This window comes from Mesorhizobium sp. BR115XR7A, assembly GCF_020165315.1.
Lineage (GTDB): Bacteria > Pseudomonadota > Alphaproteobacteria > Rhizobiales > Rhizobiaceae > Mesorhizobium > Mesorhizobium australicum.
Genome location: NZ_JAIUHW010000012.1, coordinates 152,759 through 164,879 on the forward strand (window position 1 = coordinate 152,759; position 12,121 = coordinate 164,879).

Annotated in this window: 10 protein-coding genes and 1 pseudogene; 8 read left to right on the top strand and 3 right to left on the bottom strand. The window is 62.8% G+C overall.

What is annotated here, in order from left to right:
- Positions 1-48 precede the first annotated feature (48 nt).
- Together dnaE and LB557_RS24375 are read right to left on the bottom strand one after the other, a co-directional pair.
- Positions 49-3,576 (bottom strand): DNA polymerase III subunit alpha, encoded by a 3,528-nt coding sequence (gene dnaE, locus LB557_RS24370; RefSeq protein WP_140616181.1) that lies wholly within the window; start codon positions 3,574-3,576, stop codon positions 49-51.
- 107 nt (positions 3,577-3,683) lie between these two features.
- Positions 3,684-5,696 carry an acetyl/propionyl/methylcrotonyl-CoA carboxylase subunit alpha gene (locus LB557_RS24375; protein ID WP_224642471.1) on the bottom strand — a complete coding sequence of 671 codons (2,013 nt, stop codon included), beginning with the start codon at positions 5,694-5,696 and terminating at the stop codon, positions 3,684-3,686.
- 205 nt (positions 5,697-5,901) lie between these two features.
- On the opposite strand from LB557_RS24375, the gene LB557_RS24380 reads away from it, so the two are divergent.
- The 8 genes and pseudogenes from LB557_RS24380 to LB557_RS24415 all read left to right on the top strand — a co-directional run.
- Positions 5,902-7,029, top strand: coding sequence for an S-(hydroxymethyl)glutathione dehydrogenase/class III alcohol dehydrogenase (locus tag LB557_RS24380; RefSeq protein WP_224642470.1), 1,128 nt, complete (start codon positions 5,902-5,904; stop codon positions 7,027-7,029).
- 68 nt (positions 7,030-7,097) lie between these two features.
- Complete coding sequence (gene gfa / locus LB557_RS24385) at positions 7,098-7,667, top strand: S-(hydroxymethyl)glutathione synthase (RefSeq protein ID WP_140616175.1); 570 nt, start codon at positions 7,098-7,100, stop codon at positions 7,665-7,667.
- Positions 7,668-7,731: 64 nt separating this feature from the next.
- Positions 7,732-8,199: a YaiI/YqxD family protein gene (locus LB557_RS24390; RefSeq protein ID WP_015317609.1), complete on the top strand. Its 468-nt coding sequence runs from the start codon at positions 7,732-7,734 to the stop codon at positions 8,197-8,199.
- A gap of 30 nt (positions 8,200-8,229) precedes the next feature.
- The gene (locus LB557_RS24395) at positions 8,230-8,907 is read left to right on the top strand and encodes a DUF1345 domain-containing protein (protein ID WP_140723599.1); all 678 of its coding nucleotides are present in this window, start codon (positions 8,230-8,232) and stop codon (positions 8,905-8,907) included.
- A 97-nt stretch (positions 8,908-9,004) separates the two neighbouring features.
- On the top strand, positions 9,005-9,886 hold the full coding sequence (locus LB557_RS24400) for a cytochrome b/b6 domain-containing protein (protein ID WP_015317607.1): 882 nt from the start codon (positions 9,005-9,007) through the stop codon (positions 9,884-9,886).
- Between the two features lies 1 nt (position 9,887).
- Positions 9,888-10,679 carry a molybdopterin-binding protein gene (locus LB557_RS24405; protein WP_015317606.1) on the top strand — a complete coding sequence of 264 codons (792 nt, stop codon included), beginning with the start codon at positions 9,888-9,890 and terminating at the stop codon, positions 10,677-10,679.
- 38 nt (positions 10,680-10,717) lie between these two features.
- On the top strand, positions 10,718-10,894 hold the full coding sequence (locus LB557_RS24410; protein WP_224642468.1) for a hypothetical protein: 177 nt from the start codon (positions 10,718-10,720) through the stop codon (positions 10,892-10,894).
- A 12-nt stretch (positions 10,895-10,906) separates the two neighbouring features.
- A pseudogene (locus LB557_RS24415) lies at positions 10,907-11,116 on the top strand (GNAT family N-acetyltransferase); the annotation flags it as partial.
- Here LB557_RS24415 and LB557_RS24420 read toward each other — a convergent pair.
- On the bottom strand, positions 11,113-12,114 hold the full coding sequence (locus LB557_RS24420; RefSeq protein WP_140723602.1) for a hypothetical protein: 1,002 nt from the start codon (positions 12,112-12,114) through the stop codon (positions 11,113-11,115). The pseudogene LB557_RS24415 and the gene LB557_RS24420 sit on opposite strands and share 4 nt — an antisense overlap.
- Between the last annotated feature and the right edge of the window lie 7 nt (positions 12,115-12,121).

Consider the following 12,121-nt stretch of genomic DNA (forward strand, 5'->3'; position numbering starts at 1 on the left):
TGAGCAGCCGGTGCCGGCCCGCGGAGTGCCGCCTGGTAAGCGCGCAGATCACACCAGTTCCACTTCAATCACGCCCGGCACGGCGCGCATTGCCGAGGCGATCTGTGGCGAGACGCGATAGCCGCCTTGCAGAGCGATCTCGACCTCGCCCTGCGCCTCTTCCTTGATCACGATGATGCTCACCTGGCTTTCACCCCGCTGCGTGAGTTGGGATTGGATCATCGAGGCAGGTCCATCGTTCCTGACGAAGATGCGCAGCGCCTTCTGGATGCGGCTTGCCTCGTCCTCCAGCGATTGCACGGAGTTGATGCGCAGGTTGACGCCCTCGGGCCTGTCCTCCGCCGCGACAGTGATGACAACCGAGCGGCCGGCTTCGAGGAGGTCGCGATACTGGGCCAAACCTTCTGAAAACAATACGGCCTCGTATTGGCCGGAGGTGTCCGAAAAGGCCACCACGCCCATCTTGTTGCCGGTGCGCGTCTTGCGCTCCTGCTTGCTGGTAACGGTGCCGGCAAGCCGGCCGGCGGAAGCACCGCGCTTGACGGCGGCGGAGAACTCCGCCCAGTTCTGCACCCGCATCTTCTGCAGCGCCGCCTTGTACTCGTCGAGCGGATGCGCCGAGAGATAGAAGCCGACGACCTGGAACTCGCGGTGCAGGCGGTCGGCAGCGAGCCACGGATCGGTCGCCGGCAGATTGAGCGCCTGCGACTGTGCGCCGAGCGAGGCGCCGAAGATGTCGGCCTGACCCGAAACGGCGTTCTGCTGGGCGAGCGACGCCAACCCCATCATCCGCTCGACGCCGGCCAACATCTGGGCGCGGTCGTGGCCGAAGCAGTCGAGCGCGCCGGCCATGATCAGGCTTTCGAAAACCCGTTTGCCGACGATCTTCGGGTCGACCCTCTCGCAGAAATCGGCCAGGCTCTTGAACGGCTTTTCGCCGCGAACGGCGACGATGTGCTCCACCGCGGCATCGCCGACGCCCTTCAGCGCGGCCATCGAATAATAGATCCGGTTCTCCCCGACCTCGAAGGCACGGAAACTCGTCATCACTGACGGCGCCAGGACTTCGATGCCAAGGCGCAGCGCATCCTGGCGGAAGTCGGCGAGCTTGTCGGTGTTACCCATGTCTAGCGTCATCGACGCTGCCAGGAACTCGACCGGATAATGCGCCTTGAGATAGGCGGTCTGGTAGGAGACGACAGCGTAGGCGGCCGCATGAGACTTGTTGAAACCGTAGTCGGCGAACTTTGCCAGCAGGTCGAAAATGAAGTCGGCTTGCGGCTTTGCGACGCCGCGCTCGACCGCGCCGGAGACAAAGCGTTCGCGCTGCTTGTCCATCTCGGCGCGGATCTTCTTGCCCATGGCGCGCCGCAGAAGGTCGGCTTCGCCAAGCGAATAGCCGGACAGCTCCTGCGCGATCTGCATCACCTGTTCCTGGTAGACGATGACGCCTTGCGTCTCCTTCACCAGATGGTCGATCTTGGGATGGATCGAGGCCATCTCCTCCTCGCCATGCTTTCTGGCGTTGTAGGTCGGGATGTTCTCCATCGGTCCCGGCCGGTAGAGGGCAACCAGCGCGATGATGTCCTCGATGCAGTCGGGCCGCATACCGATCAGCGCCTTGCGCATGCCGGCACTTTCCACCTGGAACACGCCGACCACCTCGCCGCGCGACAGCATCGCATAGGTCTCGGGATCGTCGAGCGGGATGGTCGCCAGGTCGATATCGATGCCGCGCCGGCGGATCAACTTGACGGCCGTCTCCAGCACCGTCAGCGTCTTCAGGCCGAGGAAGTCGAACTTCACCAACCCCGCCTGCTCGACATATTTCATGTTGAACTGGGTGACAGGCATGTCCGAGCGCGGATCGCGGTACATCGGCACCAGTTCCGACAACGGTCGGTCGCCAATGACGATGCCGGCGGCGTGCGTCGAGGCGTGGCGGTAGAGGCCCTCCAGCTTCTGCGCCATGTCGAGCAGCGTCTGCACGATCGGCTCTTTCTCGGCCTCCTCCGCAAAGCGCGGCTCGTTGGCGATGGCGTCGGCGAGCTTGACCGGATTGGCCGGGTTCTGCGGCACCATTTTCGACAGCTTGTCGACCTGGCCGTACGGCATCTGCAGCACGCGGCCGACGTCGCGCAGCACGGCGCGCGCCTGCAGCGTACCGAAAGTGATGATCTGGCCGACCTGGTCGCGGCCGTATTTCTGCTGGACGTAGCGGATCACCTCTTCGCGACGGTCCTGGCAGAAATCGATGTCGAAATCGGGCATCGAAACGCGGTCCGGATTGAGGAAGCGTTCGAACAGCAGCGAGAAACGCAGCGGATCGATGTCGGTGATGGTGGTCGAATAGGCAACCAGCGAACCAGCGCCCGAACCACGCCCCGGCCCGACCGGAATGCCTTGCGCCTTGGCCCATTTGATGAAGTCGGCAACGATCAGGAAGTAGCCGGGGAATTTCATCTTCTCGATGATGCCAAGCTCGAATTCGAGCCGCTCTCGATACTGCTCGACCGTGTAGCCCGGTGTCGGTCCGTGCAAGGCGAGCCGTGCATCGAGCCCCTCGCGCGCCTGACGGGCCAGTTCCTCGGCCTCGGCCTTTTCGGCCGCGTCCTTGTCGGAGGCATCGCCGCCCGTGAAACGCGGCAGGATCGGACTGCGGGTTTTTGGATAGTAGGAGCAGCGCAGCGCGATCTCGACAGTGTTGTCGATGGCTTCAGGCAGGTCGGCGAACAATTTCGCCATATCGGCCTGGCTGCGCAGGAAATTGTCCGGCGACAGCCGGCGGCGGGTGTCGACGGCGACAACCGACCCCTCGGCGATGGCGATCAACGCATCATGCGCCTCATACTCGTCGCGCGACGAGAAGAAGGCCTCGTTGGTGGCAACCAGCGGCAATTCATGGGCATAAGCGAGATCGATCGAGGATTTCTCGATCATCCGGTCGTAGCCCGAAACCCGGTCCAGCTCGACATAGAGGCGGTCGCCGAACATCGCCTTGAGCGTTACCAGCCGCGCTTCGGCAAGATCGCGGCGATCTTCCTTCAGGGCCATGCCGATCGGGCCGCGCGGCCCGCCACTGAGACAAATCAGGCCGTCACATTGGCCGTCCATCATTTCGGTGGTCAGGTGCACCGCTTCGCCGGGCGGTGTTTCAAGGTAAACGCGGCTGACCAGCCGGACCAGATTGGAATAGCCGGTTTCGGTCGCCGCGATCAGCACGACCGGCCGCATATCGGGACCTTGCCGACGGCGGTCACGCTGGCCGTCGCTGTTTTCGCCGGAAAAGGCGAGCGCGATCTGGCAGCCGATGATCGGCTGGATGCCGTCCTTCACCGCCTTCTGGGCGAACTCCAAGGCGCCGAACAAATTGTTGGTGTCGGTCACAGCGATGGCCGGCGCCTCGTCTTTCACCGCGTGGCCAACGATCTTGCCAAGCTGAAGCGCGCCTTCCAGCAGCGAATAGGCCGAGTGCACGCGAAGATGGACGAACGGCCGCGCCGGCACCTCCGGCCGCGCGGCCGCGATCGCGGCCTCGCGCTTCAGGGGATCGCGTGGAAGTCTCTCATCCGCCATGGTTTCTCGCGCTGTCCGTAAGACTTGAGTCGATGGAGATGTATTGTCCGGGACCGGGCGATACCAGTCCAGCACAAACGACTACCGACCCACAGGCTTCCAGCCGTTCAGGCGAATTCCATGATCACCGCGTCGACGGCAAGGCTGTCGCCCGGCTTGGCATTGAGTTTCGCCACGACGAGGTCGCGCTCGGCGCGCAGAACGTTTTCCATCTTCATCGCCTCGACCACGGCCAGCGTCTCGCCCGCCTTGACCTCCTGGCCTTCGACAACGGCGATCGACACGACGAGGCCCGGCATCGGGCAGAGCAGCAGTTTCGACGTGTCCGGCGCTATTTTCTCCGGCATCAGCCGTTCCAATTCGGCGGTGCGCGGCAGCATGGCGCGCGCGGTCACCGACATGCCTTTCCAGGCGATGCGGAGGCCATTGGCGACAGGACGGATCTGGGCGGCAACCCTGCGCTTGCCGACCGTGCCGCGCCAGATGAGATCGCCGGGCCGCCAATCGGACGAAACTGTCAGCGCCTTCCCGCCATCGATGGACAGGTCCATTTCCATCGGGATGGAAATCATGCCTTCGAGGATCGACGCCGACAAATACTCTTCGCCGATCTTCACCACCCAGTCGCGCTTGAGCGCTCCCGAATGCGGCGCCAGCCGCCCGCCCAGCCGGTCGAGACGATCGCGGCGCAGCAGTTCCACCGCGGTCGCGATCGATGCCAGAACGGCTTTTTCCTCGCTGTTCGGCACGACGGGGGCAAAACCGTCGGGATATTCCTCCGCGATGAAGCCGGTCGATATCGCCCCTTCCCGCCAGCGTGGATGCTGCATCAGCGCCGCCAGGAACGGTATGTTGTGCTCGATGCCGTCGACGACAAAGCTGTCCAGCGCTTCCGACATGGCGTCGATGGCCTCGAGCCGCGTCGGAGCCCAGGTGCACAGCTTGGCCAGCATCGGATCGTAGAACATGGAGATTTCCGAGCCTTCGGTGACACCGGTGTCGTTGCGGATGACGACATCGCCGAAGCGGCCTTCCTCGGGTGGCCGGTAGCGTGTCAGCCGGCCGATCGACGGCAGGAAATTGCGATAGGGGTCCTCGGCGTAGAGCCGGCTTTCCACCGCCCAGCCGTTCAGCTTGATGTCGCTCTGCTTCAAGGCGAGCTTTTCGCCGGCGGCGACGCGGATCATCTGCTCGACCAGATCGATGCCGGTGACGAGTTCGGTCACCGGATGCTCGACCTGCAATCGTGTATTCATTTCAAGGAAATAGAAGTTCTTGTCCTTGTCGACGATGAACTCGACGGTGCCGGCGCTCTGGTAGTCGACAGCCCTGGCCAACGCCACCGACTGCTCGCCCATCGCCTTGCGCGTCCTGGCATCGAGGAAGGGCGATGGCGCCTCTTCCGCCACCTTCTGGTTGCGGCGCTGGATCGAGCATTCGCGTTCGCCAAGATAGAGCGCGTTGCCATGCCCGTCGGCCAGCACCTGGATTTCGACGTGACGCGGGTCGACCACGAACTTTTCGATGAAGACACGGTCGTCGCCGAACGAACTCTTGGCTTCCGAGCGCGCCCGGTCAAATCCGTCGCGTACTTCCGACTGGTCCCAGGCGATGCGCATGCCTTTGCCACCGCCACCGGCCGAGGCCTTGATCATCACGGGATAGCCGATCTCGCCGGCGATCTTTTCGGCGTGATCGGCATTCTCGATGACGCCGAGCCAACCCGGAACCGTCGAAACCTCGGCGGCGTTGGCGAATTTCTTCGACTCGATCTTGTCGCCCATCGCCTTGATGGCCTTGGGCTTCGGCCCGATGAAGACGATGTCTTCCGCTTCCAGCGCCTCGCAGAAGGATGCGCGCTCGGACAGGAAGCCATAGCCGGGATGCACGGCCTGAGCGCCGGTCGCCTTGCACGCCGCGATGATTTTCTCGGGCACGAGATAGCTCTGCGCGGCTGGCGACGGTCCTATATGCACCGCCTCGTCGGCCATCTCGACATGCACGGCATCGCGATCGGCGTCGGAATAGACAGCGACCGTGGCGATGCCCATCCTGCGCGCGGTCTTGATGACGCGGCAGGCGATCTCGCCACGGTTGGCGATCAGTATTTTGGTGAACATGCGGGCAAATTCCCCTCCGGCGGACGGTCCAGTTCTATGAATTATGTCGCTATGTCTCAAGTACCGTGTATGTAGCGCAAAAGTCCGCGATCAAGGCATGTGCTATCTGCGTCAAGAAAGCCGATATTTCGTCTCATCTGACGGTTGATGAGTCGGCCAAAACCTGAAAGCCTGAGCGCAAAAATCGCGTTGGAGGAATTGCCAGATGAAAACCCGTGCCGCCGTTGCCGTTGCTGCCGGCAAGCCGCTTGAGATCATGGAGGTCGACCTCGAGGGACCGCGCGAGGGCGAGGTGCTGGTCGAGATCAAGGCGACCGGCATCTGCCACACCGACGAGTTCACGCTGTCGGGCGCCGATCCGGAAGGCATCTTTCCGGCGATCCTTGGCCATGAGGGCGCCGGCGTGGTGGTCGATGTCGGCAAGGGCGTCACCTCGGTCAAAAAGGGCGACCATGTCATCCCGCTCTACACGCCCGAATGCCGGCAGTGCCCGTCATGTTTGTCGAGGAAGACCAATCTGTGCACCGCCATCCGCGCCACGCAGGGCCAGGGCCTGATGCCGGACGGCACCTCGCGCTTCTCGATCGGAGGCGAAAAATTGTTTCATTATATGGGCTGCTCGACCTTCTCCAACTTCACCGTGCTGCCGGAGATCGCGGTGGCCAAGGTCAATCCCGACGCGCCCTTCGACAAGATCTGCTACATCGGCTGCGGGGTGACCACCGGCGTGGGTGCGGTCATCAACACCGCCAAGGTCGAGCAAGGCGCGACAGCGGTGGTCTTCGGCCTCGGCGGCATCGGCCTCAACGTCATCCAGGGCCTGCGGCTTGCCGGCGCCGATATGATCATCGGCGTCGATCTCAACAACGACAGACGAGCCTGGGGCGAAAAATTCGGCATGACGCATTTCGTCAATCCGAAGGAGATCGACGGCGACATCGTGCCTTATCTCGTCAACATGACCAAGCGCGGTGCCGACCAGATCGGCGGCGCCGACTACACATTCGACTGCACCGGCAACACCAAGGTCATGCGCCAGGCGCTGGAGGCCTCGCATCGCGGCTGGGGCAAGTCGGTCGTCATCGGCGTCGCCGGTGCTGGCCAGGAGATTTCGACCCGGCCGTTCCAGCTGGTCACCGGCCGCAGCTGGATGGGCACCGCCTTCGGCGGCGCGCGCGGCCGCACCGACGTGCCGAAGATCGTCGACTGGTACATGGACGGCAAGATCCAGATTGACCCGATGATCACCCACACGCTGAAGCTCGAGGACATCAACAGGGGATTCGACCTCATGCATGAGGGCAAATCGATCCGGAGTGTCGTGGTTTACTAAAAGACAGCCACACGCCGCCGGCCATCCGGCCAGCGACCCCTGTGGTGAAACATGGGAGGAGAGAAACAATGGCGGAGAAACTGCACCCAAAGATCGACAATGGGCTGCCCAGGGAGAGCGCCAGCTTTGCCGGCGGCACGCTGGTCTGCGCCTGCACCAGCAAGCCGGTCAAGGTGAAGGTCAAGGGCCAGATCGCCCACAACCACGCCTGCGGCTGCACCAAATGCTGGAAACCCGACGGTGCTGTATTCTCGGTGGTTGCGGTCGCCGGCACCGGCGATGTCACCGTCACAGAGAACGGCGACAAGCTCAAGGTGGTCGACCCCTCGGCGCTGATCCAGCGTCATGCCTGCACCCAATGCGGCGTCCACATGCACGGGCCGGTCGAGCGCGACCATCCGTTCAAGGGCCTGTCCTTCATCCATCCCGAGCGCTTCGAGGAAGACGGCTGGTCGCCTCCGGGCTTCACCGCCTTCGTCTCCTCGATCATCGAATCGGGTGTCGACCCAAGCCGCATGGACGGCATTCGCGGCAGGCTGAGGACGATCGGGCTGGAACCCTATGACTGCCTCAATCCGGGCCTGATGGACTATATCGCCACCTGGACGGCGAAGAAATCCGGCGCCCTGCCGGCCTGACGACCGAGAGATTTCAGGCAGGGGCCGGATATGTTTCCGGCCCCTGCTCGTTTCCGGAGAGACAATGCCCGCACCCGCCATCTACGTCGACGCCGACGCCTGCCCGGTCAAGGCGGAGGTAGAAAAGGTCGCCGAGCGCCATGGCGTCGTCGTCACCTATGTTTCCAATGGCGGTCTGCGCCCCTCCCGCGACCCGATGATCCGCAATGTCGTGGTCTCCAAGAGTGCCGATGCCGCCGACGACTGGATCGTCGAGAACACCAAGCCCAACGACATCGTGGTGACGGCGGACATTCCGCTCGCCGCCCGCACGGTGGCGCTCGGCGCGCATGTGCTGGGACCGACCGGGCGGCCGTTCACGCCCGAGACGATCGGCATGGCGGTGGCGATGCGGGACCTCAAGCAGCATTTGCGCGAAACCGGCGAGAGCAAGGGCTACAATGCCAGCTTCGCGCCGCAGGATCGTTCCCGGTTCCTGGGTGAACTTGACCGCATCTTGCGGCGCGCGCTGAAATCCGCCACACCGGGCTAGCAACAAAGCGCCATCCAGGTGGAGACCGCCATGGCCGCCGAAACCCCGATCGAGAAACCGATGCAGCGCCACATGCTGTTCGCGGTGTCGGCCTGTATCGGTGCGTTTGCGCTGCTTGTGGCGCTGCTGCTGCACGCCCCACTCGCCTATTCGATCGGCGCCAACATATTTTTTGCCGCTTACGTCCTTCTTGTCGTCAGCCAGATGCCCAAATTCACCGGCAAGTACCTGAGCAAGAATGCACGCGCCACCGATCAGCCGGTGCTGGTGATCTTCGCGGTCACGCTCGTTGTCGTCGGCGTTGCCCTTGTCTCCCTGTTCCTGCTGATCAATCGCAAGGATGGGGATCACCCGATCGAACTCGGCTTCGCACTGCTGTCGATCCCGCTCGGCTGGTTCACCATCCATGCCATGGCAGCGCTCCACTATGCCCATGTCTACTGGATGGACGGCGACGCGGTCGACGCCGGCACCAATAAGAAGATTCCCGTCGGCGGCCTGCTGTTCCCGGGCGACAAACGCCCCGAAGGCTGGGATTTCCTCTATTTCTCTACCGTCATCGGCATGACGGCGCAGACCGCCGACACCAACATCTCGACGACGCACATGCGCTGCGTCGTGCTTGTCCACTCGGTCCTGTCGTTCTTCTTCAACACGGTCATCGTCGCCGCCGCCGTCAATCTCGCCGTCAGCCTGGGCGGTCCGTAATAAATCCGTGATCGCATGAAACATCGGTTTGGATCGCGACGTATCAAGAGGACAATGAACGCTTAGGACAAGCCGCAAGGCCGGGAGACCAGACAACATGGAATCGGTTGCCAGAAGCCAATCCGAAATTGGACCGGGCGCCCCCGCGTCAAAAGAGAAAACATTGATCTACCGGCAGTCGCGCTGGACGCGGCTGACACACTGGCTCTGGGCCATCTCGTTGTTTTTCATGCTGCTGTCCGGCCTGCAGATCTTCAATGCCCGGCCGCAGCTCTACATCGGCAAGCAATCCGGCTTCGACTACAACAACACCATTTTCGCCATAGGCGCCGAAAACACCAATGCCGGGCCGCGCGGCTACACCGAAATCTTCGGCCACCGCTTCGACACGACAGGCGTCCTTGGCTGGTCGGGCCCGACCGGTAACGAGACGGCGCGCGGTTTCCCGTCCTGGGCGACGATCCCGTCCTACTATGACCTCGGCACCGCCCGCGTGATCCATTTCTTCTTCGCCTGGATATTGACGACGACCTTGATCGTCTGGCTCGTCGCCAGCCTGATCAACGGCCACATCCGCCGCGATCTGGCGCCTCGCCTGGATGACCTCAAACGCTTGCCCCGGGACATCGCCAACCACGCCAGGCTGAAATTCCACCACACGCGCGAATACAACACGCTGCAGAAGATGGCCTATGGCGGCGTGCTGTTCGTGCTCTTGCCACTGATGATCATCACCGGCCTTGCAATGTCGCCGAGCATGAATTCGGTGCTGCCCTTCCTCAATGAATTGACCGGTGGCCGGCAGACGGCACGCACCATCCATTTCACCGTCATGGTGCTGCTGGTCGCCTTCTTCGTCATTCACATCCTGATGATCCTCGCCGCCGGCCCGATCAACGAACTGCGCTCGATCATTACCGGCTGGTACCGCACTGATCCTCCCGTGCATGACGACAAAACGTCAGAGAGGAGTGCCTGAGATGGCGAAATTTGAGATAAGCCGCCGAAAGTTCCTCACCGCCACCGGCCTCGGCGCGTCCGGCATCATGCTGTCGGGCTGCGACGCCTTCGACAGCCAGCTCAGCATCGGCAGCGGCCTGCGCAGCTTCCTCGAAAACGCCAATGGCCTGACCCACAAGGCACAACGGTTGCTCGGCGGCGGCAATTCGCTGGCGCCCGAATTCACCGAGGCTGATATCCGTCAGCCAATGCGGCCGAACGGCGTGACCGCGCCGGACGACGACGCTTACAAGGCCCTGCTCGCCAACAACTTCGCCGATTGGCGACTGGAGGTGTCAGGCCTCGTGGAAAAGCCGCTGTCACTCACCCGCGAGCAGCTCATGAACATGCCGAGCCGCACCCAGATCACCCGACACGATTGCGTCGAAGGCTGGAGTTGCATCGCCAAATGGACCGGCACGCCACTGGCGCTGCTGCTCGACCAGGCGGTGGTCAAGCCACAGGCCCGCTATGTCATGTTCCATTGCCTCGACACGATCGACCGCAGCCTGTCAGGCGACATCAAATATTACGGCACGATCGACCTCATCGATGCCCGCCATCCGCAAACGATCCTTGCCTACGGCCTGAACGGCAAGCCGCTGCCGGTCGAGAACGGCGCACCGCTGCGTGTCCGCGTCGAGCGCCAGCTCGGCTACAAAATGCCGAAATATCTCTACAAGATCGAACTGGTCGATGGCTTCGCCACTATCGGCGGCGGCCGGGGCGGCTATTGGGAAGACAACGGCTATGACTGGTATGGCGGGATTTGACGGTCCCTCGCATACGGGCCGAGCACGACTTGTCCCCCATGGAATTGAGTTCGCTCGAGGATCGTCTCAACCGCGATAACCGACGTATGATCGACCGCGACGATGACCGAGGGCTGACCTTTGTCATCCGCGATGGTGCGGGACACGCGGTCGGAGTAGCCGCCGGCTATTCCTGGGCGGGCACGTCCGAACTGACCTTGATGTGGATAGACTAGGCTCACCGAGGTCGCGGCTACGCAAGGCAGTTGCTAGACGCCTTTGTCGCGGAGGCCGCCGATCGCGGTGTCAGGAAAATCTGGGTCTCCAGCCACGACTTCCAGGCACCAGATCTCTATGAAAAGGCTGGCTTCGAGCGTATGGCCGAATTCTCGGGATGGCCCGAAGGCCATTCCAATATCATTCTTTGCAAAACGATAGCAGCGGACGGCGGGGCTTAGGCAACCTTGTCGAGCAACGGCTTCAGCGCCGGATGAATTTCCGGCGAGGCATGCTTGATCAGGGTCAGCAGCGCACGCTCATTCTCGTAAAGAGGCCGGTTCACCCCGATATGTCCGACCAGCCACTTTGCCTCACAGGCATCGATCGTCTCGGCACGGCGGGCCAGCGCCTCGGCGGCCCTGTTCTTGGCCTCCCATTCGGCCTCTATGTCGTCAGGAGAGCGGTAGGCCTCGATGACACCGGCAAGACCGCCGGAGACCATGCGGCTGAAGAAGCCGCCGATTTCCGGATCGGTATGATCGAGGAAAGTTTCCTGGCGCAGCGCCACCTCGCGGGTGGGCGCCTCATAACCGGCCGAGCACATGACGAAATTGGCGATCGCCTTGACGAACAGGTCGTTCCACGACGGATCGTTATTGGCCTGGGCGGTCCGCTCGTTGATCCTGAACAGCACCTCGGCCTCGGCCTGGGTGATGGCGATGTTGCCGTCGCCACCATGGGCATGGAGGATGCGGCGCAAAAGCTCGACTTCGGCCCCGGCGATCAGTCCGGGCACCAGCGCGCCGCCGAGCATCAGCGGTCCCTTACCGTCGACGACGGCGTGGGCGACCTGCTCCAGCGCGTAGACGCAAAGCCGGCTCGGCGAGGATTTCGCCTCTTCCAGCACATGGACCAGCAATTCGAGTTCGGTCCGGCTGTCGACCATGCCGTCGCGCGAAATCGTGCGGACCAGCCAGTCGGCATTCTCCCCCGAAATGTAGCCCAAGGGCTTTTCCTGATGGACGATGTAGTCGGTGACCGCCTCGACGAAGAACGGCGCCCATTCCGCGCATTTGTCCCGCGCCGTGTGGTCGAGCGCGAACAAGGCCTCGGCTTCGCCCCGGCTCACCACGCCGTCGGCGAACACGTCGCGGCGCAGCATCACGACATCCTCTGAAGCAATGCGGTTCTTCGAAGTCAGCCCCGCCACCGGAGCACTCATGATCAACTCGCCCATCTGACGT